We start from the raw sequence: 21,558 nt of genomic DNA on the forward strand, positions 1-21,558 counted from the left end.
GCCCCGGTTCGAAAGAGCCGGGGCATTTTTTATGGCGAAAAACCTGTAGGAGCCGGCTTGCTGGCGATTGGGGCAACTCGGTTTCTGCCGTGTCTCGGAAGACGCTATCGCCAGCAAGCCGGCTCCTACGGTCTCAGCATTACTTCGCTTTTACACCTTCAAACGTAACGTACAGATCGACTGCGTCGGACTGTGGACCCAGGTCCATCATCTTGCCGAAATCGGAACGCTTGATGCTGGTAGTGCCCTCGAAGCCAGCACGGTAGCCGCCCCATGGATCCTTGCCTTCACCCAGGAAAGTGGCCTTGATCACCACTGGCTTGGTAACGCCAGCAATCGTCAGGTCGCCGTTCACGTCTGCAGTGTCTTTGCCAGCGGCGTTTTTGCCAGTGGATTTAACGCTGGTGGACTTGAAGGTAGCCTTGGGGAAATCAGCCACTTTCAGGAAGTCTTTGCTGGAGATGTGCTTGTCACGTTCAGCATTGTTGGTGAAGACGCTGGCAGTGTTCACGTTGAACTCGATCTTGCTGTCTTCAGGCTTGGCAGCGTCGAAGCTGAACGTGCCGTCGAGGTCCTTGAAAGTACCGGTGATGTAGCTGTAGCCCAGGTGGCTGATCTTGAAGTCGACGAAGGCGTGCTGGCCTTGCTTGTCGACGGTGTAGTCAGCCGCCATCACGTTGGCGGACAGCAGAGCGGAGCCGATTGCCAGAGCGGCGAGAGTCTTTTTCAACATGCTTTGTTTTCCTTGGGAGTCGAGGTTGAACTTCAGGCTTTGCGACCCAGCATGCGCTTGAGGGTCACATCACGGTCGATAAAGTGGTGCTTCAATGCTGCCAACGCATGGAGGCCGGAAAAAATTACCAGCGCCCACGCCAGGTAGAGGTGAATCGCGCCAGCGTTATCTGCCTGGTCCGGTAGTCCGGAAATCAGGGCAGGCACTTCAAACCAGTCAAACACCGGGATCCCGGCACCTTCAGCGGTGGAAATCAGGTAACCGGCAATCATCACAGCGAACAGACAGAAATACAGAAAAGCATGGCCGAGCATGGCGCCCAGACGCGTCATGCGGCCGTAGCTGGCCAGGGTTGGCGGCGGCGGGCTGATGAAGCGCCACAATACGCGCAACACCATGACCCCCAGCAGGATCAAGCCAATGCTCTTGTGCAGATCCGGCCCCGACTTGCGCCATGGGTCGTAATAACCCAGGTCGACCATCCACAGCCCCAGGGCGAACAAACCGAACACGGCCAGTGCCACGCCCCAGTGCATGAAGATACTGACCCAGCCGTAGCGGGAGGTAGAGTTACGTAGCTGCATTGCCTAGATCCCTGTGAGTACTGGCCCAAGACTATCGAGTTATCTATCGAATTAAAGCGGAAAATTTTGCTTTGAAATATCGAGAAATACGATCAAGAGTCTGAAGCCGAAGGGTTAAGGAAAGATTAAAGTCGAAATTGTGAGAAAAAGTGAATACAAACCAGTGAACACCTGTATCAAATGGTTTATTCGATTCTGCTCCCGGTTTTTCTTCAGGCAAAAAAAAGCGCGGCCCGTGAGCCCCGCTTTTTTTCGCCTGAACGTTACTGCGCTGTGGTCTCAGTGGCCGCTCCACTGCTCTCCGATTCAGTTTTTTGACCGGTGCCGTCCTGGCAGGCTCCACCCTCCCCGATCCAAACACCTGATGACGGCCCTTTCCTTTTCTGCTTCAGGCTAAACATCGACGGTTTTTTATTCAAGCGATAAATATGTATTGCCACTTCCGTAGTTGAACTTGGTTCAATGAGACCTCAACAGTTCATTGAACAAGGAAAAAACATGGCTATTACTTACACTCCATTCCAAGCAAACGGCTCGCCTTTACTGCCCCCCAATCAAATGATGTCGGCGGGACAGTACCTCATGTCTGAAAATGGACAATTTCGATTGGTGTTGCAGGCTGACGGAAATTTGGTTATTACCGACAATGGTGCTGTAGTTTGGGTTGCGGACGCCAATCAAATTTATAGTAGGACTTTATATCAAAAAAGAATGAATCAACGACTGCAGTTTGTAATCAGTAATAGTGGCTTTTTATACGACCCCTCCAGAAAGCGTCTATGGGTTGCCGAAAGCTCTCATAGCACTGACAAATCGCTTTGGTACAACGCTTGTATGGTCATGCAAGATGACGGAAATCTGGTCATTTACGACGGACGGACGGGCAGTCTGTGCTGGGCTCGCTTTGGATTTGTCCCTGGCCGCATTCCAAAGGCAAAGCAGGCCAAGGTTTTATTTGAAGGCATAGAAATTAAAACTTGGAAATTCTCATTCCCTCGCTAATTATGATAAACACCTTAGATATCTAAGGACCTTTAATCACAGGAGGTGGCTGTAAGCAATCTGGCTTGTACGGATCAATCTGGCATTTATGGGTCAACTCAAGGTCGCGACCTTGAATAGTTAGACCACCATCCACACAACCAATAAGCGCAATAAAAATTACTAGTGCAGCTAATATTTTCATATACCCCCCAAGTTTTTCTAAGAGCGTATAATTGAACATTATACGAAACCTATAATTCATTTCTGATTACTTTGTGGGAAGCTTCTGATATATCGCTAAAGCGTGTAGGACCGAGATTGTTGGTTGCACGAGCCCGATGCCAAACAAGGCCGGAATATCTCACCTTTGAAGGATAGGCAAAAAAAAGCGCGGCCCTTGAGCCGCGCTTTTTTACGCCTGACCGTTACTGCGCCTTGGCATCCGTTGCCGGGGTCGCAGCCGGTTTGGTCGCTGGCTTCTTCGCCGGCTCAGCCTTCTTGACCGGTGCCTTGGCCGGAGCTTTTTTCGCCTCGGTCTTGGCTGGCGCTTTGGCCGGAGCCTTTTTGGCCGGCTCTGCTTTTACCGGAGTCGCAGGCTTCGGTGCTTCGACCGGAGCCGGTGCAACGGCCGGGGCAGGTGCTGGCACAGGAGCAGGTGCTACTGGCTCAGGTGCCTTGACCGGCTCTGGCTTCTTCTCGTCATCCGAGCCGCCGAACAGGTTGCTGAAGAAATTGCCTTTCTTCGCCGCCACCGCACCAGCGCCCGCCGCCGCGGCGGCCGCGCCGACTTTCGCCGGTTCGAACGACTTGCCCGCCGCCAGGTCTTCAACCTGGCTGGCGGCACGCTGACCGGTGCGCAGCGCGCCTTCCAAGGTGCCGGGGTACAGGGTGTCGGTGTGTTCGCCAGCGAAGGTTACGCGCTGGATCGGGCGTTCCCACAGGCGCCAGAACTTGCTGATCTGGCCCGGACCGAAGGCCAGGTAAGCGCCGCCCATCGACGGGTCGGTGCTGTAGCGACGGATTTCATAACCGGTGAACGAGCCACGGGCCTGTGGATAGAACGCGTGCAGGCGGATCAACACCTGATCGACCATCTGCTTGTCGCCGAACGCCTGCATCACCCGCGCATTGTCGCCGGACAGGTTGATCACTACGTTGGCGCCGCCCTTCAGGGCAGGCTCGATCCACAACATGCCCAGGCCGGCGTTGCTGAAAATCTCGCCGGACATGCGCGCCTTGGGTTCCCACACCGGCGTCTTGAACTTCAGCATGATCTGGTCGCGCCAGCCGTAGTTGGTACCTTTGATCGCCGCCAGGTGCTGGGCGTCCAGCGCCGGGGTCATCTGGATCTTGTTCAGGGCGCGCAGAGGCACGGCCAGCACGACGTAGTCAGCCTGATAACCAACGCTGTCGACTTTGACGGTCACACCGTCCTTGTCCTGAATGATCGCCGAGACCGGGGAGTTGGTCTTGATGACTTTCAACTGTTTGACCAGGGCCTGGGCCAGCACCTGGCTGCCACCGACCAGGCGCGAAGCGCGCAGGTCACGATCGGAGACGCCACGGTAGACGCGGCTTTGCTGCGCGAAGTACAGCAGCGACAAGCGCGAAGGTTCGTCGTAGCGGGTCCGGATCTGCTGGTTGATCAACTGACGGGCGGTGGCTGGCAGGTTCTGCTTGTCGAGCCAGCTCGACACGTTGATCTGATCCAGCGCGTGCAGCGTGTTGTTGGCGGCCGGGTTCTGCGGGTCATCGATCGAGCGCGCCAGGTCGTCCACGGTCTTGTCGAAGCGCTTGAGCGCCTCGGCGGTGGCCGGCTGCTTGGTCGCCAGATCGGCGGCGGAGAAATACTCGCCATCGATCAGATAGCTTGGGGTCCGCACGAATTCAGGGGCTGGCGTGGTGCTCAGCTTGAAGTTCGATACGTACTTGTTCAGCACCGGCTGGACTTTGTCGTTGCCGATCCACTCGCTGGTGGCCATGCCGGAACGGCCGCCCAGGCTCGACTTGGCTTCCAGCAGGGTGACCTGCCAGCCTTTGCTCTGCAGCTCGTACGCGGCAGTCAGGCCCGACAGGCCGCCGCCGATCACGATCGCGGTTTTATCCTTGGCCAGCGCAGAAACGCTGAACAGCCCCAACATCACCAGCGCACAGGCGCGCAGCCAACCGACAGACATTCAGCGAACTCCGGAATAACACGAGGAAAACAGCAGTATTTGCGAGCCAGACGGCTCAAGAAGCGCGAAGGATACGTCAGCCTTCAGACGCCTGCCAGCAACGTCTATCGGTACGTACAAAGTAGCTCATTCGACACAATGGGTTGTCCCCGTCGCACGCATTGCATAGGCTTGCGCGATTGTATGTCCGCGCTGGTCACGGACCGCCTCCAGGAGAGTGAAAATGGGCCTGAATAATCAGTGGATGCAACGCGATCTCGCCGTGTTGTGGCATCCCTGCACCCAGATGAAAGATCACGAGCAACTGCCGCTGATCCCGATCAAGCGCGGTGAAGGCGTGTGGCTGGAAGACTTCGAAGGCAAACGCTACCTCGATGCGGTCAGCTCCTGGTGGGTCAACGTGTTCGGGCATGCCAACCCACGGATCAACCAGCGCATCAAGGATCAGGTCGACCAACTCGAACACGTGATCCTTGCCGGTTTCAGCCATCAACCGGTGATAGAGCTGTCCGAGCGCCTGGTGAAGATGACTCCGGAAGGCCTGACCCGGTGCTTCTACGCCGATAACGGCTCGTCCTGCATCGAAGTCGCGCTGAAAATGAGCTTTCACTACTGGCTCAATCGCGGCACGCCTGCCAAGAAACGCTTCGTCACCCTGACCAACAGCTACCACGGCGAAACCATGGCGGCGATGTCGGTGGGCGACGTACCGCTGTTCACCGAGACCTACAAAGCCCTGCTGTTGGACACCATCAAGGTGCCGAGCCCGGACTGCTACCTGCGCCCCGAGGGCATGAGCTGGGAAGAGCACTCGCGCAACATGTTCGCTGCCATGGAGCAGACCCTGGCCGAAAACCACGACACGGTCGCGGCGGTGATCGTCGAGCCGCTGATCCAGGGCGCCGGCGGCATGCGCATGTACCACCCGGTGTACCTCAAGCTGCTGCGCGAGGCCTGCGATCGCTACGGCGTGCACCTGATCCACGACGAAATCGCCGTCGGCTTCGGCCGCACCGGGACGATGTTCGCCTGCGAACAGGCCGGCATCCGCCCGGATTTCCTGTGCCTGTCCAAGGCCCTGACCGGCGGTTACCTGCCGCTGGCGGCGTGCATCACCACGGACGAAGTCTATAGCGCCTTCTACGACGACTACCCGACCCTGCGCGCCTTCCTGCACTCCCACAGCTACACCGGCAACCCGCTGGCGTGCGCGGCGGCCCTGGCGACCCTGGACATCTTCGAAGAAGACAACGTCATCGAGAACAACAAGGCCCTGGCGCAACGCATGGCTTCGTCCACTGCACATCTGGTCGATCACCCGAATGTTTCGGAAGTGCGCCAGACCGGCATGGTGCTGGCCATCGAGATGGTCAAGGACAAGGCCAGCAAAGAGGCTTATCCATGGCAGGAGCGTCGCGGCCTGAAGGTGTTCCAGCACGCCCTGGAACGCGGTGCTTTACTGCGTCCACTGGGTAGCGTGGTGTATTTCCTGCCGCCGTATGTGATCACCCCGGAACAGATCGACTTCCTCGCCGAAGTGGCCAGCGAAGGGATCGACATTGCGACCCGTGACAGTGTCAGCGTGGCGGTGCCGAAGGACTTCCATCCGGGGTTCCGTGATCCGGGCTAAGACCAATGGAGAACCCTTGTGGCGAGGGGGCTTGCCCCCGTTGGGTCGCGAAGCGGCCCCAAATTCGGCAATTGCATTACATCAGTTAAAACGCATTAGCCGGTTTACGACTGCTTCGCAGCCGAACGGGGGCGAGTCCCCTCGCCACAAAAGCCCGTCAGCCACAAATGCGATTCCGATCCAATTTTTAGAGACCCAGAATGAGACTGTCCCGCTTCTTCATCGACGCCCCCCTGAGCACCGGCGAGCACGAATTGCCCGAAGCCCAGGCCCACTACATCAGCCGTGTGCTGCGCATGGCCGAGGGCGATGCGCTGCAACTGTTCGACGGCTCGGGCCAGGAGTTTCGCGCCAGGCTGGTCGACGTCGGCAAAAAACGCGTGGTGGTGCAGATCGACGAAAGCTTCGCCGGGCAGGTCGAATCGCCACTGCAAATCCATCTCGGCCAAGGCCTGTCCCGTGGCGAGCGTATGGACTGGGCGATTCAGAAAGCCACGGAGCTGGGTGTCAGTGAAATCACCCCGATCTTCACCGATCGCTGCGAAGTCCGGCTCAAGGACGAACGCGCCGACAAGCGCCTGTTGCACTGGCGCCAGGTGGCGATCAGCGCTTGCGAGCAATGCGGACGTTCACGGGTGCCGGTGATTCATCCGCCACTGTTGCTGGCTGACTGGTTGAAGCAGACGCAGGCTGAGTTGAAGCTGGTGCTGCACCCGGTGGCCGAGCCCTTGGTGAGTCACGCCAAGCCCTCAAGCCTGGCATTCCTGATCGGCCCGGAGGGTGGTTTGTCCGATGCCGAAGTCGATCAGGCCAAGGCCGGCGGCTTCCACGCCGCCCGCCTCGGCCCTCGGGTGTTGCGCACCGAGACCGCGCCGGTTGTTGCCCTAGCGGTTGCCCAGCAGCTTTGGGGTGATTTCTAGTCCGCCTTCGCGAGCAAGCCCGCTCCCACAGTAGACCTATGTAGATCACAGCTGCTGTGTTCGACACAGATCAAATGTGGGAGCGGGCTTGCTCGCGAATGGCAGCAACGCGGACTAGAGGACATAAAAGAAGATCGCCACAAAGTGCAGCAAACTCCCCGCGATCACGAACAGATGCCAGATCCCGTGGGCATGCCGCAGCCGGTCGTCCAGGGCAAAAAAGATAATCCCCACGGTGTACAACACACCGCCCGAGGCCAGCCACGCAAACCCGGCGCCGCCCAATGCCGCGAGTAACGGCTTGACCGCCACCAGCACAATCCAGCCCATCACCGCGTAAATCACGATCGACAGGATCCGCGCTTCCGAACGTGGCTTGATCTCCTGCAGGATGCCGATCAGCGCCAGCCCCCAGACAATTCCGAACAACGTCCAGCCCCACGGCCCGCGCAGGGTCACCAGGCAGAACGGCGTGTAGCTGCCGGCGATCAGCAGATAGATCGAAAAGTGATCGACCTTCTGCATGATCACTTTCTTGCGCCCGCGCACGCTGTGGTACACGGTCGATGCGCTGTACAGCACCAGCAAGGTAAAGGCGTAGATCGCCATGCTGACGATCTTCCACGGGCTACCGTCGAGACTGGCCAGCACAATCAGCCACACCCCGCCGACAAACGCCGCCACGGCCCCGACCAGATGCGTCCAGGCGTTCAGTCTTTCCCCGTGATACATGTGGTGCTCCCCTCGAGTTTCATCACCGCAACGCGCAAGGCTCAGCCCTGGAGCGTAAAAGCGCAATGTTTCAGAACAAAAGTCCCCCTGTAGGATCCGGCTTGCTGGCGATGGGGCCATGGAGTTTTGCGCTGTTTTCAAGATTGCCATCGCTGGCAAGCCAGCTCCTACAAAGGTCTGTGAATACCGGGCACAATCGAGTCATTCCAAAAAGAGTCCGCCCCATGCTGATCGATGAAGAGTTGACCCTGAAAAAACTCGAGGTGTTCCTGGCCTTCATGCGCACCGGCAATCTGGCGCGGGCCGCCGCCGAGTTGCAGACCAGTAATGTGAGTGTGCATCGGGCGATCCATTCCCTGGAAAGCGCCCTGCGCTGCCCCTTGTTCAAGCACGAAGGCCGTAACCTGACGCCGCTGGAAAGCGCCTATGTGCTGGAAGAACGAGCGCAGAAGCTGATTCAGGATGTCGTCGAAAGCGTGCGCCTGACCCGCGAAGCCGCCGGGTTCTCGGCCGAACGATTCAAGCTGGGTTCACTGTATTCACTGACGGTGAAGACCGTGCCGCAGTTGATCATGGGCCTGAAGATCCGCCGCAGCGAACTCAACATCGACCTGATTCTGGGCTCCAACATCGACCTGCTCTACAAGCTCAAGAACATGGAAGTCGATGCGGCCCTGGTGTCGCTGGACGAGACTGTCAACGATCCGGATTGCGAGCAGATCCCGCTGTTTTCCGACGACATCTTCCTCGCCACCCCCGCCGACTCGAAGTTTGCCCAGCGAACCGAAGTCGACCTGGCCGAGGTCCGCGACGAAACCTTCATCACCCTGACCCAGGGCTTCGCCACCCATCAGGACGGCAAGCGGGTATTCGAGCAGGCAGGGTTCGAGCCGAAGGTGGCGATGCAGGTCAACGACATCTTCACCCTGCTGAGCATGGTCAGTTCGGGCGTGGGTTATGCGTTGCTGCCGGGGCGGATTGCGGCGGTGTACGAGAACCGGGTGAAGCTGATCCCGTTGCAGGAAAAGTACCGGTTGCAGCAGCACATCGGCGTGGTGTTCCTGAAGGCCAAGGAGCGTGATCCGAATCTGCTGGCGTTGCTGGCTGAGTGCCGGATGTATGCCAATCGGCAGGTTTGAAACCGTGTCGCACCCTTCGCGAGCAAGCCCGCTCCCACATTCGACCGCATTCCAAATGTGGGAGCGGGCTTGCTCGCGAAAGCGTCAGACCCGACAACTCAGCCCCTGAACCTAGCCAACTATCCCGCGAACAATGAAGTACAACAGCGAAGGCCCCAGCAAGCAGCCAAGCCCGGTGTGGAAGGTCGCGGTCAACGCGCCATAAGGCACCAGGCGCCGGTCCGTCGCCGCCAAACCGGCGGTCACGCCACTGACTGTCCCGGCCAGCCCACCGAACACCATCGCCGAGCGCGGGTTATCCAGGCCCATCCAGCGCGCCGCCATCGGCGTGCCAACCATCACCAGAATCGCCTTGATCAGGCCGGTGGCAATGGACAGCGCCACCACATCGGAACTGGCGCCAATGGCCGCTCCGGTCACCGGGCCGACGATGTAGGTCACCGCACCGGCGCCAATGGTGGTCATGCTCACTGCGTCGCGATAACCGAATACCCAGGCCAAGCACGCGCCGACAATGAACGGCAGTACCGTGCCCAGCAGCAGCGCGATCACGCCGATCAAACCGGCCTTTTTCGCTTCAGTGGCCTGCACCTCGAACGCCGTGGCAACGATGGCGAAATCCCGCAGCATCGCGCCGCCCATCAGGCCGATACCGGAAAACAACGTCAAGTCCGCCAGGCCCTTTTGCCCGCCGGTCATCGTGCCGCCAACCCAGGCCAGTACCAGGCCGATGACGATGGCAATCGCCGAACCGTGGATGCGTCCGAAGGTCAGGCGTTTGGAGATCACCACTGACACCCACATGATCACGCCGACAAAGGCGAATGCGGTGACCAGACCGTTGTGCTCCAGACCGTTCTTGATGAGATCCCACATATCAGCGGCCTCCCACTGGAGTGCCAACCGGCGTTACATCCGCCGGTTCATCGGGCAAGGGTTCGCCTTTGTGGGTCCGGCTGATCAAGGCAATGGTGCAACCGCAGACCACCACCGAACCGATTGCCGCCAACACCGCCACCGGGCCACCATGCAGCGCCGTGACCACGTTCTGCTGCGCCGCCATGGCAACGACTACCGGGATGTACATGGCGCCCCAGAAGCCGACACCCATCTCGCAATCCCGAGTCATGCCGCCACGTTTTTGCATCCACAACCGTGCGCAAATCAGCAGGATCATCGCGATCCCGACACCGCCGACGTTTGACTTCACACCCAGCAACACACCGAGCATGTCACCCATGATCACCCCTGCCAGCGTACAGATCGCCAACAGCGCCACACCGTAAATAATCATTGTTGTAGTCCTCAAAGTGCCTTTCGAATGTTGTTTTTGTTGTTCGAAGCCTGAGTCGGTGATTTAAGAGTGACGGCTGCCCTCCTCACACATCAGCGCCTGCAAGGTGTCGAGCCGCGCACCGTCGAAAGCAATCACGGTGCCTTGCTCGAACACCCGGCGCGCCAGCCCGGTGAGCACCGCGCCGGGCGGCAGTTCGATCTGTAGACGTACGCCGCGCTCGTAAGCGCTTTGTACCGTGCCTCGCCAATCGACAATGCGGCACATGTTGAAGGCCAGGTCGTCACGCAAGGCTTCAGGCTTGATCAGCGGTCGCGCGCGACTGCCGCTCAGGTAACCAATCTTCGGTGTGTGCAGCGGCACGTTGGCGAAGGCGTCGGCCAGGCGTTGCGCGGGCGCCTCAAGCAATGGGCAGTGGGACGGCACGCTCACTGCCAGACGCTTGGCCAGGCCGGCCCCACAACCTTTCGCCAACCCGGCCAGCGCTTCCATCGCCGCATCGCTACCGGCAATCACCACCTGGTTATCGGCGTTGATATTGGCCAGGTAAACCGGCATTTCTGCGCTGTGCACCTGGGCCAGCAGTGCCTCCACCGTGGCCAGGTCCAGACCGATGATCGCGGTCATGCCGTAGCCTTGTGGATAAGCCTGCTGCATCAACTCACCGCGCAGGCTGACCAGATGCAACGCATCGCTGAAACTCAGGGCACCGGCCACCACCGCTGCCGGGTAGGCGCCGATCGACAAGCCGGCCACGTAGTCCGGGGTCATGTCCAACTGGCGTGAAGCAGCGACGCCGGCGATCAGCAGGCAAAGCTGCACTGCCCTCGTCGACTGCAACGCCTCGGCAGAATCCAGCTGCGTCACATCTTCACCCAGCAGGTCGCTCGCCTCGCTCAACGTTTGCCGAGGCAAACGCGCCAGCATGCCGGGTTGTTGCGCGCCCTGGCCGGGAAACACCAACAAGCTGCTCACGCTGCCTGCTCCTGCGGATTCCACGGATCAGTAACCAGAATGGCTTGAATGGCATTTTTCAGCAGGACCCGCGACGAAGCACCAGCCCATTCGCGCAAGGCAACGGCGCCCGAAGGTGTCTGCAACTGCAGGTCCACGCGACACACGGCCGTGTCGAGAACGTTCACCAGCGCCTGCGCGTCGACACGACTCAACGGACGTGGCGTACGCAGGATCAGATCGAGATCGCTGCCCTCGTGCAAAGCGGTAAATCCACTGGCCAACTCGAACCCGGCACTGCCACTGACACCCCAGGTCCAGCCGCAGCTATCGAGGTGCGGGCGCAATTGCGACAAGGCACGCAGCGCCGGGAAATCACGCCAGCCTTGAACATGGCAGAGTTCTTCCGGCTGCACCCGTCGCGTGATGGCGGCGACGTCCATCAGCGCTGCAAATCGCTGCTCGCGCAACGGCCCGCGCACGCCCACCGCCACCTGCCCCGCCGCGCTCAAGGCGCGACGGACCACCACCGGCTGGCCGGCACTGATCGACTCGACCACCCACGCAGGCGCATCCGCAGGCAATTGCTGCGGGGTCATCCCCCACAGCAGGTCGTGAGCCAGAAGCGCATTCACCACTGCGCTCTCAGCAATTGGCGAACCTTGCTCGAGGCCGCACGATTACTCGCACCGAGGCGACCGCTCAGATCACGACCACCGGCGGCCACATCGCCAATCGCCTGATGCAGGCAATCGGTCACCCGCGCCAGATCCGCCGCAGTCGGCTGTTCGATCTGCTCCACCGACAGGGTTTCCCACAGCAATCCGAGGCTGGCATAGCTGTCGATGTCGTAGGCCATCGGCGGCACGCTGGCCGCCAGGGCTTCGAGCTCTTCGACACTGCGCAAGGTCACCCGCGCCGCCGACGCCTTGCCCATGGCATGCACCATCACCCCCGGATCGCGCAGGGCGATCAAGCGGTTGGCCTGATAGCCGTGGGCCAGAAATGCCCCGGACATCGCCTTGCCCACCAGCAGACCGATCACCGCATGACCGGCCAGGCGGGCACGGGCATAACTGTCCGCCGCAGCGGCCAGCGCCTGATGAATGCCGAGGGCCTCTTCGCGTCGACCGTAGGCCTGGCTCGGCACGTCGACAATGGCGATCAAGGCGCGTTTGTGTGCCTTGTCCTGATCAGCGGCGATGACTTCATCCACAGCCTTGGCCAGGCCCCAGCCTTCGAGCAAACCCACCTCGCCGTTGCGTGCACGGACGAAGCGGTTTTGCGGGTCGGCCACCACCGCGATAAAACGCACAGGCCGGTCGCCTAGCGAACCGTCAGCTACTTTCAGCGAAGCCGGCAAACCCTCGATCGCTTTCGCCCCGGCGCTCAAGGCGTTGAACCAGTTCAAACCACGCAGTGAATACGAGTTCATGGGCGTTCTCCTTGGTACAGATCGCGAACCACGGACGGCTCGATTTGTGGTTCGGCGTCCAGGCGCGCCAGGCGTTGCAAGAACAGCTCGGCCTGACGGCTGCGTGATTGCGCCGGCAAACCTTGTTGGAGCAACTCACCCACCTGTTGGCGGATCTGCGCCACATCGTCATCGACATAACGGTCCACCAGACCACTGGCGAAGCGCTGCTCGCCACCGGTCAGGCTCCAGATGAAGGGCCGGTCGCGGGAGTCGTATTCTTCGAGTCCGGCTTCCTGCTCGATCACCTGCGGGCCGTTCAAGCCCAGTCGCGCTTCCTGGGTCACCAACAGGTAACTGCACAACCCGGCGGCAATCGACATGCCGCCAAAGCAGCCGACGCTGCCCGCCACCACACCGACCACGGGCTGGTACTGCTGCAAGTCGACAATGGCTGCGTGTATGTCGGCAATCGCCGCCAGGCCGAGGTTGGCTTCCTGCAAGCGCACGCCGCCGGTTTCCAGCAGCAGCACGGCGCGGGTCGGGATGCCGTTGCGGTTGTCTTCGGCGGCCAGTTCCAGTGCACCGGCAATTTTGGCCCCGCCGACTTCTCCGAGGCTGCCACCCTGGAACGCACCTTCAATGGCCGCAATCACCACCGGCAAACCATCGAGGTTGCCCTTGGCGATCACCACGCCGTCATCGGCTTGCGGCACCACGCCCTGGCGCGACAGCCACGGCGACATGATGCGCTGGAACGGATCGAGCAATTCGCGGAAGGTATCGGCGTCGAGCAAGGCTTTCGCCCGCTGCCGCGCACCGAGTTCGACAAAGCTGTGCTTGTTCAGCAAGGACGCGCTGTCAGTCATGGCCGATTTCCTCGAAGCCTTGTTCCAGACGCAGGCGCACCACGCCGGGTGTCGCGCCGAAATCGTGAATGTCGATATCCATCGCCGGCGGCGTCTGGCCGTCGAACATCCGTGCGAACAGATGTTGCCAGCGTTGTTCGCTGCCATTGACCGAGGTCTGCACGTTGATCGTCAGCTTGCCGGGCTGACCCGGTTCGATCAGCACTTCCAGATCGCCAGAGCCAACGCAGCCCACCAGGGTGCGACCGCGTGGCGGCTGCCCGGCGGGGAATTCAAAAGATAAGGTTTCCATCAAAACGCTCCCTGAAGGATGCCGTCGCGCTCGATACGGTCGAGCAATAGCGTGGCGGCGAGCAAGTCGGCGGCACCACCGGGCGAGGCATTCAATGCGATGAGTTGTTGATCCAGTTCATGCAGACGACGACGGCCCGCGAGGCTGGCACTGCCGCCCGCGTAGAGCACCGCTTGAGCGCCGGATTGCATGGTGTGCAGACCCTGTTCACCGGCGCGGTACAACACGCAGGTGTCGGCCAGCCCGGTCATGATCGCCAGCAGCGCATCGAGCCGGGCGTTCTGTTCGCCATGGCCGGCGGCACGGCTGTGTTTGAGTTGCGGCAGCGCACGATGCAACACCGCCGGAAAGCCCAGTTGTGCTTCTTCACGGGCACCCCGCGCGCCGTAACGCTGGGCGACTTGCGCACCGTGACTGAGCGGGCGTGGAGCAAAACGATCGTCGAGCAGGGCCAACCGCGCAGCACGTATCGCCACGCTATTGGCATTGCAGGATTGAGGTTCCAGCGCCGCGGCAGTGATCAACAGGCCCAAGGCCCAGATCGCCCCGCGATGGGTGTTCACCCCGCCGGTGGTGTCGAGCATGGCTTGCTCGCCTTCGCGACCGATGCGGCCCACGGCTTCGCGCAGGGGCAAGCCGATCTCGTCGAACTCGATAGCCGCTTCAGCCATTTCTCTAAATGTCGGCCACAAGGACAACGCCGAAGCGTGCATCAGCCCCAGGTGCAGATCGGTGTGGGCGCCATTGCCGCGACGGTCGACCAGTGCCGGTTTCGGCGACAGGTCAGCCTCGTCGATCAGCGCGTCCACCGCCAGATCCGCCAGCCGTTCGGCCAGGCTCAGGTTTTTCGGTTGCAGGTTAAGTGCGTGCATTACCAGCTCCTGAACTTGGCGGGCGGGCTGTAGAGGCCACCAGACCACTCCACCAGATCGGCCACGCTTTTCGCCGCGAGCAGTTCGCGCGTGGCGTCGGTGCGGCGGATGCCGAGGTCTTCGGGCAAGGCGATCAGGCCTTCGCGGCGCATGCGCGCGGTGTCTTTCGGGTTGTGGCGCAGGCCGATGGCGGTCACCCCAGCGACGGCGGCGATCATCGCCTGGCGCTCTTCCAGCGAGCGCGCCTTATACAAATAAGCGATGCCTTCTTCCGTCAACAGATGGGTCACGTCGTCGCCGTAGACCATGATTGGCGCCAGCGGCATGCCGCTTTTCTTCGCCACTTCAACGGCATCGAGGGTTTCGACGAAGGTCGGTTTGCCGCCCTCCTGGAAGGTCTCGACCATCTGCACCACGAGTTTCTTGCCGCGTTCGAGCATCGGCTCGGCCACATCGGTGTTGCGCATGTCGAGCCAGGCTGGCGTGCTGTGGCGACGACCGCGCGGGTCGTGGCCCATGTTCGGTGCGCCGCCGAAGCCGGCCAGGCGCCCACGGGTGACGGTGGAGGAATGGCCGTCGCCATCGACTTGCAAAGTCGCGCCGATGAACAGGTCCACCGCGTATTGCCCGGCCAGCTGGCTGAACATCCGATTGGAACGCAGGGAACCGTCGCGCCCGGTGAAGAACACATCCGGCCGCGCCGCAATGTAGTTCTCCATCCCCAGCTCGGTGCCGAAGCAATGCACGCTTTCGACCCAGCCGCTTTCAATCGCCGGGATCAGCGTCGGGTGCGGGTTGAGGGTCCAGTTGCGGCAGATCTTGCCTTTGAGGCCGAGGGATTCGCCGTAGGTCGGCAGGATCAACTCGATGGCAGCGGTGTTGAAACCGATGCCGTGGTTAAGGGACTGCACGTTGTGTTTTTCGTAGATGCCACGGATCGCCATCATCGCCATCAGCACGTGCACCGGCTTGATGTGCCGTGGGTCACGGGTGAACAGCGGTTCGATGTAGAACGGCTTGTCGGCCACCACCACGAAATCGACCCAGGAAGCGGGGATATCTACCCGTGGCAGGTCGCTGACGTCGTCCACCAGTTGATTGACCTGGACGATGACAATGCCGTCGCTGAAGGCCGCCGGCTCGATCAGCGCCGGGGTGTCTTCGGTGCTCGGCCCGGTGTAGATGTTGCCGGCGCGGTCGGCCATGAACCCGGCCGAGAGCACGACGTTGGGAATCAGGTCCACCACCAGCCGTGCGTAGAGTTCGATGTAGGTGTGGATCGCGCCGATTTCCAGCAGGCCGTCTTCGAGCAACTGGCTGATGCGCAGGCTTTGGGTGCCGGCAAAAGAGAAATCGAGCTTGCGGGCGATGCCGCGCTCGAACAGGTCCAGGTGCTCGGCGCGGCCGACGCTGGGCATGATCATGTGCAAGTCATGCAGCTTCGCGGGGTCGGCCTTGGCCAGGGAGCGCGAAAGGAAATCCGCCTGCTTCTGGTTGTTGCCTTCGAGCACCACGCGGTCGCCCGGCAGGATCAACGCTTCCAGCGCCGCGACGATGTTATCGGTGGGCAACACCACACCGTCGGCAAGACCTCGCACCAGCTCGAGACGCCGCTGCTTTTCGCTGCGCCGTCGCGTCCATCGCGAGTCGGGGGATATTGTTGTTGTCATGACCACTCCACGGGTTCGCTGTCGTGGAGCTACCTTAGGAGTGTTGGGTGGGGGGCATCAATCAAGCAGAGCGCTGGATCGTTACGCTCAGGGTAATGGTTGTCAGAACTGACGCCTTCGCGAGCAAGCCCGCTCCCACAGGGTTTTATGTTCACCACAGATCAACTGTGGGAGCGGGCTTGCTCGCGAAGAGGTCAGCACCATCAATACAAAAACTGAAGTCAGTCGACCAACCCGGCATTCACCAACATCTGCTCCAGCGCCAACAGATCCGGCACCTTCGCCATCTGCTCCCCCACCTGCACCGCCGCCTGCTCCAGCGCACACAACGGCACGTCCACATAACTCAACTGGCTATCGAGCTTGCAGGAGCGCGGAATCCCCTGCACCAGCAGCGCAATGAATTTCAGCTCGGGGCGCCCGCCAAGGGCGTTGAGGATGACGATCCGCGCACGCTCGCCAATGACGATTTTCTGCCCGCAGGCCGACTCGAAACTCAGCAGCGGAATCTGCCGGTCGCGCCACGTCACCAGGCCGAGATACCACGGCGGCGTGTCGAGGTCGAAGGTCCCCGGTGGCTGGTAATCGATCAGCTCGGCAACGGCGACGTTGGGCTGGATGAAGTTACTGCCGGCCAGTGGCAGGCCGGAAAATCAGGGCCTTTTCCCTCAGCCACATCAGAACCGTCCTACATCAATTCTCCTGCACCCTTGTTAGCTTTCGCCCCTTCGCCTCCCCCTCAACAAATTCAGATACAAAACGCCCTCAGCGACCGCCGAAGGAACAAAGGATGTTCAACTCTAGCCATCTCGCGCGTTTCAACCTGACGATCCAGGACCTCGAACACGACCTTCAAGTCCTTGAATTCACCGGTCAGGAAGCGATAAGTACGCCCTATGCCTTTGACGTGGTTCTGGTCAGCGAGAGACCGAACATCGATCTTGAAAGCCTGCTGCATAAACAAGCCTTTCTGGCTTATAGCGAGGGTGGCAATGGCTTCCATGGGCAAATCCATCGCGTTGCCCAAGGCGACGTCGGCAAGCGTCTGACTCGTTACAACGTGACAATGGTTCCTCGGGTGGCTTATCTGGGCCACCGCATCAACCAACGCATTTTTCAACAACTGACCGTCCCGCAGATCATTACGCAAGTGCTGGAAGAGCACGGCATTCATCGTGACTTCCACCTGTTTCAGTTGGGCTCCACGTATCCAGATCGTGAGTACTGCGTGCAGTACGACGAGTCAGATTTGCATTTCATTCAACGGCTTTGCCAAGAGGAAGGCATTCATTACCACTTTCGGCACAGCCGAGAGAAACACCTGATGGTCTTTGGTGACGACCAGACCGTGTTCCCCGTACTTGAACGGCCAACGCCCTATAAACAGGACGGTGGCATGGTTGCCGAAGAGGCGGTGATCCAACAGTTTGGCCTGCGTGTAGAAGCACGTACCAGCCGCACCACCCGTCGTGACTACGATTTTGAAAAGGCCCGCATTCTGCTGGAGTCCGGCTACCAACCTGACATCCAGCGGACGCCGCCCGATCTGGAAGATTACGACTACCCCGGACGCTTTACTTTGCGAGAGCGTGGCAAGTTATTAGCCAAACGAGCACTGGAACGCCATCGTGCCGACTACCGCCAAGCAGAAGGCAAAAGCGATCAACAGACATTGGTGGCCGGGCATTTTCTGCAAATGTCGGAGCATTCACGCGCGGAGTGGAACGATCTTTGGTTGCTGACGGAGGTTCGCCACGAATGCAAGCAGCCGCAAGTACTTGAAGAGAACTTTGCCCGCGTTGCCTCCAGTCATGAAGATGATCTTGTCCAAGGTTATCGAAACAGGTTTGTCGCCATACCTTGGGATGTTTTCTACCGTCCGCCACATCGTTACAAAAAACCGCGAGTGCTGGGCAGCCAGACTGCCATGGTCACCGGCCCCCAAGGTGAGGAAATCCACTGTGACAAGTACGGTCGGGTCAAGGCTCAATTTTTTTGGGATCGCGAAGGTCGCCACGACGACAAAAGCAGTTGCTGGTTGCGGGTGTCCTCCAATTGGGCTGGCAATGCCCATGGCAGCGTCACCATCCCGAGAGTGGGCATGGAGGTGTTGGTCAGTTTTCTTGAAGGTGACCCTGATCAACCGGTGATCAGTGGGTGTCTTGCCAACAGCGCCAACCCGGTCCCTTTCGAACTACCCACCCACAAAACCCGTAGCGTTTTTCGCTCCCGCAGCTCACCGGACAGCGGCGGGTTCAACGAATTGCACCTGGAAGACCGCGCCGGGCGGGAATTGATCTACCTGCGCGCCCAACGCGACATGGAGCAGAAGGTCGAGAACGACAGCCGCCTGGAAGTCGGCAACGAGCGCCGGGAAACCATCAAGGGCGACAGCATCACCGTACTGGAAGCCCAAGAGCACCGAACCGTCACCGCCGACCGCAAAGTACAGCTCAAGGCTAACGACTATCTGCATGTCGCCGGTAACAGCCACACCCGAGTCGATCAAACGCTGGTGGTGGAGGCCGGTCAGCAAGTGCACATCAAAGCCGGGGCGCACCTGATCCTGGATGCTGGCGCGAGCATCAGCCTGAAGGCCGGTGGACAGCACATTGTGATCAGCCACGGTGGCATTTTCAGTAGCAGCGAAATCCAGATCGGGGGGGCTCCGATGGCGGGCCCGGCCGGTTCGTTATCGATGCCCGGAACCCTGGACGCCCTGTCGGAGCCATCGCAACTGCCGCCCATGATTGCCCCCAGCCAAGGCGCCCTCATGTCGGCCAGCAACGTCATGGGAGCTGATTTCTGCCCCATCTGCGAAGCGTGCCGAGAAGGCATTTGCATGACACAGGAAGCCACCCCATGACTGACTCCTTACCCCGCCAATGGATGCTCGAGCAACAACGTCTTGGCCATGTCTTGTGCCTCGTTCTGGACTCGGAGAACGAACGCGACACCCGCCAATCGTTGTTGAAGACCTGCCGGTACGACCAGTATTCGAGCGTGTACGGCGAAACCCAGGTGGCTGACCTGGCGGACGCCGGGCCGTTTGTCTTCGCCTTCGATCAAGTCAACGACAGCCGCATCGACGAGTTGCTCAAACATCCGCAGCGAAACTGGGGCTGGTTCGCCAGCCTGCAAAAGGGCGATCTGCCCACACTGGTCAAACACTGGCGGGAGCGATTGATCATTGGCGCACGGCCTGATCAGGCACTGTACCGCTTCCACGATAATCGGGTGCTGAGCCGGGCCCTGGCGCATCTACCTGTCGAGGCCTGTCCGGCCTACCTCGGGCCGGCGATCAGCGTGTGTTACTGGCAAGGCACACGGTGGGAAAGCACGGACAATCCTGCCCCCGGCACCTATCCAGTGCCAGATCAGCCGCTGTGGCATCAAGTGCCAGCGCCCAACCAACAGGCTGATGAAATTCGCCTGACCAATGCTCGTCGCTACCTGCTGGCGGAGCATGTCGAGGCCTACGCCAATCTCGCTGAACAACATGACCCTGATATGTGGCTACGCAGCAGACTGGCGCAGGCGCAGGCGTGGGGATGGTTCGCACCGGATCAATTGGAATTTCTGCTGATCCAGAGCCTGCAAGCGCCTGCTTATAAGCTGGCGGCGCATTGGCGAGTTCGCCCAGATGAAAGTCCGGATGAACACTTTGAACGGGTGTATCAAACAACGGCATTTTGGCAAGGAGAAGGCGCCCTATGAAGCGCCTGATCCGCACAGCAATTCTGGGCTGCTGTCTCGCGTTAACCGCCGGCTGCGCCAGCAGTCAGCCGAACACCTTTACCTTCACCGCCGATCTGCCGCCCGACTTCGTCTATCAGGCCATTGCCAAATATGTGCCCGCCGAAGGCGAAACCTGCACCGTGCCGGGCGGGCGCAATACCGCAGTCGGCTACAACATGAAATGGCGTGGAATCTACGAGCCCAACGCTGAAATAGCCCTGCGCAGAACAGTGAGCGGTTGCCCGCTGGTCATCAGCCGCATCGAGCTGGATATCTACGCAACTTACGGTAAAGCCCGGGGAGATTACGGGGTGGATATCGCCAGCGTGTTCATTCGAAATGAAGTGGAAGAACAGTACAAAAGTGTCTTTAACGAAACGGGCGAAAGCACCTTCTACGGTGAATGCCAACAGCTGTTTCGTACCTCGGGAAAGCCCCGAATCCTTAGAAAACTCCTCAACTGCAAAACAATCGATGCTCAGGGTGAGCGAGGGACTAGCCAGCCTTTCGCGGCTTATACCCCGGACCAACTGCCGGGTAAGACCGTGAAGATGCACATCAAGTTGGCCGACGAGGAAAAGCCCGGTTGGGGTGACACGTGGGTCAAAGTTCCGAACGGCTGGAAACGCTGCATGGGCAAGGGCTATGAAGACCAGGATGCTTACTGTTTTGGCAATTACAAAGACTTCAGCGGTTTTCAGATGCCCGACGGACGGCAATGCACCATTTACCCCGGCTGCACCGAATAAGGACATCCCCCATGACAATGTCGTATCCGCTGCTGAAGTCGCTGATTAAAAACCTTGGTTTGAGCGGCAGTCTCGCGTTAACCGCAGGCTGCGCCAGCAGTCAGCCGAACACCTTTACCTTCACCGCCGATCTGCCGCCCGACGTCGCCTATCAGGCCATTGCCAAGTATGTGCCCGCCGAAGGCGAAACCTGCGCCGTGCCGGGTGGGCGAAATACCGCAGTCGGCTACAACATGAATTGGCGTGAAAACTATCAGCCAACCGCTGAAATCGCCCTGCGCCGAACGGTCAGCGGCTGCCCGTTGGTGATCAGGCGCATCGAGCTGGAAATCTTTGGGCGCTACGGAAAGGACCGAGGAGATTTTGGCGCGGATGTCGCCAGCGTGTTCATTCGCGACAAGGTGGAGGATCAGTACAAAAGCACTGTTAACGAGGCGGGCGAAAGTTCCTTCTACGGTGAATGCCAATGGCTGTTCCGCACCGCGGGGTCAAAGAGACGCATCGTAAAACTCCTCAGTTGCAAAACAATCGATGCGCAGGGTGAGCGAGGAACTGGCCAGCCTTTCGCGGCTTATACCCCGGACCAACTGCCCGGTAAGACCGTGAAGATGCACATCAAGTTGGCCGACGAGGAAAGGCCCGCCATCGGGAATACGTGGGTCAAGGTTCCAAACGGCTGGAAGCGCTGCATGGGTAAAGGTTTCGAAGACCAAGACGCGTATTGCTTTGGTAATTACAGGGATTTCAGCAGCTTTCAGATGCCCGACGGGAAGCAATGCACCATCTATCCAGGCTGCACAGAATAAG

The 21,558-nt window shown here is 59.9% G+C and carries 22 protein-coding genes; 8 read left to right on the forward strand and 14 right to left on the reverse strand.

Features of this window, described 5'->3' with window-relative positions; all coding sequences use genetic code 11:
• Positions 1–139: 139 nt before the first annotated feature.
• Entirely contained in the window at positions 140–733 is a 594-nt protein-coding gene (locus QMK54_RS29110) for a YceI family protein (RefSeq protein ID WP_223589725.1), read from the reverse strand.
• A 32-nt stretch (positions 734–765) separates the two neighbouring features.
• On the reverse strand, positions 766–1,317 hold the full coding sequence (locus tag QMK54_RS29115) for a cytochrome b (RefSeq protein ID WP_110660522.1): 552 nt from the start codon (positions 1,315–1,317) through the stop codon (positions 766–768).
• Between the two features lie 498 nt (positions 1,318–1,815).
• Between QMK54_RS29115 and QMK54_RS29120 the strand changes: the two genes are divergently transcribed.
• On the forward strand, positions 1,816–2,319 hold the full coding sequence (locus QMK54_RS29120) for a hypothetical protein (protein WP_223589722.1): 504 nt from the start codon (positions 1,816–1,818) through the stop codon (positions 2,317–2,319).
• Between the two features lie 407 nt (positions 2,320–2,726).
• Here QMK54_RS29120 and QMK54_RS29125 read toward each other — a convergent pair whose 3' ends face one another.
• Positions 2,727–4,478, reverse strand: a complete 1,752-nt coding sequence (locus tag QMK54_RS29125; protein WP_320401716.1) for a flavin monoamine oxidase family protein — start codon at positions 4,476–4,478, stop codon at positions 2,727–2,729.
• 223 nt (positions 4,479–4,701) lie between these two features.
• Here QMK54_RS29125 and QMK54_RS29130 point away from each other — a divergent pair, with 223 nt between their 5' ends.
• Positions 4,702–6,108: an adenosylmethionine--8-amino-7-oxononanoate transaminase gene (locus tag QMK54_RS29130; RefSeq protein ID WP_223589718.1), complete on the forward strand. Its 1,407-nt coding sequence runs from the start codon at positions 4,702–4,704 to the stop codon at positions 6,106–6,108.
• Between the two features lie 200 nt (positions 6,109–6,308).
• Positions 6,309–7,028: a 16S rRNA (uracil(1498)-N(3))-methyltransferase gene (locus tag QMK54_RS29135; protein WP_110663231.1), complete on the forward strand. Its 720-nt coding sequence runs from the start codon at positions 6,309–6,311 to the stop codon at positions 7,026–7,028.
• Between the two features lie 114 nt (positions 7,029–7,142).
• On the opposite strand, the gene trhA is transcribed toward QMK54_RS29135, so the two are convergent.
• Entirely contained in the window at positions 7,143–7,760 is a 618-nt protein-coding gene (gene trhA / locus QMK54_RS29140) for a PAQR family membrane homeostasis protein TrhA (RefSeq protein ID WP_110661566.1), read from the reverse strand.
• A gap of 224 nt (positions 7,761–7,984) precedes the next feature.
• Between trhA and QMK54_RS29145 the strand changes: the two genes are divergently transcribed.
• On the forward strand, positions 7,985–8,899 hold the full coding sequence (locus QMK54_RS29145) for a LysR substrate-binding domain-containing protein (RefSeq protein WP_110661568.1): 915 nt from the start codon (positions 7,985–7,987) through the stop codon (positions 8,897–8,899).
• A 111-nt stretch (positions 8,900–9,010) separates the two neighbouring features.
• Here the strand turns inward: QMK54_RS29145 and madM are convergent, their stop codons facing one another.
• From madM to QMK54_RS29195, 10 genes are all read right to left on the reverse strand, one after another.
• Positions 9,011–9,775, reverse strand: a complete 765-nt coding sequence (madM, locus tag QMK54_RS29150; protein WP_110661570.1) for a malonate transporter subunit MadM — start codon at positions 9,773–9,775, stop codon at positions 9,011–9,013.
• A 1-nt stretch (position 9,776) separates the two neighbouring features.
• On the reverse strand, positions 9,777–10,193 hold the full coding sequence (gene madL / locus QMK54_RS29155; protein WP_110661572.1) for a malonate transporter subunit MadL: 417 nt from the start codon (positions 10,191–10,193) through the stop codon (positions 9,777–9,779).
• Positions 10,194–10,256: 63 nt separating this feature from the next.
• Complete coding sequence (gene mdcH / locus QMK54_RS29160) at positions 10,257–11,168, reverse strand: malonate decarboxylase subunit epsilon (protein ID WP_320401717.1); 912 nt, start codon at positions 11,166–11,168, stop codon at positions 10,257–10,259.
• Complete coding sequence (locus QMK54_RS29165; protein WP_320401718.1) at positions 11,165–11,785, reverse strand: malonate decarboxylase holo-ACP synthase; 621 nt, start codon at positions 11,783–11,785, stop codon at positions 11,165–11,167. Before QMK54_RS29165 ends, mdcH begins: the two co-directional genes overlap by 4 nt.
• Positions 11,779–12,582: a biotin-independent malonate decarboxylase subunit gamma gene (mdcE, locus tag QMK54_RS29170; protein ID WP_110661578.1), complete on the reverse strand. Its 804-nt coding sequence runs from the start codon at positions 12,580–12,582 to the stop codon at positions 11,779–11,781. Before mdcE ends, QMK54_RS29165 begins: the two co-directional genes overlap by 7 nt.
• Positions 12,579–13,430, reverse strand: coding sequence for a biotin-independent malonate decarboxylase subunit beta (locus tag QMK54_RS29175; protein WP_320401719.1), 852 nt, complete (start codon positions 13,428–13,430; stop codon positions 12,579–12,581). The genes mdcE and QMK54_RS29175 overlap by 4 nt, the downstream gene beginning before the upstream one ends.
• Positions 13,423–13,722, reverse strand: coding sequence for a malonate decarboxylase subunit delta (locus QMK54_RS29180; RefSeq protein WP_223589698.1), 300 nt, complete (start codon positions 13,720–13,722; stop codon positions 13,423–13,425). The genes QMK54_RS29175 and QMK54_RS29180 overlap by 8 nt, the downstream gene beginning before the upstream one ends.
• Positions 13,722–14,594: a triphosphoribosyl-dephospho-CoA synthase gene (locus tag QMK54_RS29185; RefSeq protein ID WP_320401720.1), complete on the reverse strand. Its 873-nt coding sequence runs from the start codon at positions 14,592–14,594 to the stop codon at positions 13,722–13,724. The genes QMK54_RS29180 and QMK54_RS29185 overlap by 1 nt, the downstream gene beginning before the upstream one ends.
• Complete coding sequence (gene mdcA, locus QMK54_RS29190) at positions 14,594–16,264, reverse strand: malonate decarboxylase subunit alpha (protein ID WP_110660809.1); 1,671 nt, start codon at positions 16,262–16,264, stop codon at positions 14,594–14,596. Before mdcA ends, QMK54_RS29185 begins: the two co-directional genes overlap by 1 nt.
• 221 nt (positions 16,265–16,485) lie before the next feature.
• Positions 16,486–16,908 carry a chemotaxis protein CheW gene (locus tag QMK54_RS29195; RefSeq protein WP_320402955.1) on the reverse strand — a complete coding sequence of 141 codons (423 nt, stop codon included), beginning with the start codon at positions 16,906–16,908 and terminating at the stop codon, positions 16,486–16,488.
• A gap of 146 nt (positions 16,909–17,054) precedes the next feature.
• Here QMK54_RS29195 and QMK54_RS29200 point away from each other — a divergent pair, with 146 nt between their 5' ends.
• The 4 genes from QMK54_RS29200 to QMK54_RS29215 are packed head-to-tail and all read left to right on the forward strand — an operon-like array spanning position 17,055 to position 21,557.
• On the forward strand, positions 17,055–19,130 hold the full coding sequence (locus QMK54_RS29200; protein WP_320402956.1) for a type VI secretion system tip protein VgrG: 2,076 nt from the start codon (positions 17,055–17,057) through the stop codon (positions 19,128–19,130).
• The gene (locus QMK54_RS29205; protein WP_320401721.1) at positions 19,127–19,981 is read left to right on the forward strand and encodes a DUF4123 domain-containing protein; all 855 of its coding nucleotides are present in this window, start codon (positions 19,127–19,129) and stop codon (positions 19,979–19,981) included. The genes QMK54_RS29200 and QMK54_RS29205 overlap by 4 nt, the downstream gene beginning before the upstream one ends.
• Entirely contained in the window at positions 19,978–20,751 is a 774-nt protein-coding gene (locus tag QMK54_RS29210) for a hypothetical protein (RefSeq protein WP_320401722.1), read from the forward strand. Before QMK54_RS29205 ends, QMK54_RS29210 begins: the two co-directional genes overlap by 4 nt.
• An 11-nt stretch (positions 20,752–20,762) precedes the next feature.
• Positions 20,763–21,557, forward strand: coding sequence for a hypothetical protein (locus QMK54_RS29215; protein ID WP_413787352.1), 795 nt, complete (start codon positions 20,763–20,765; stop codon positions 21,555–21,557).
• Position 21,558: the final 1 nt, after the last annotated feature.

This window comes from Pseudomonas sp. P5_109, from assembly GCF_034009455.1.
Taxonomy (GTDB): Bacteria; Pseudomonadota; Gammaproteobacteria; order Pseudomonadales; family Pseudomonadaceae; genus Aquipseudomonas.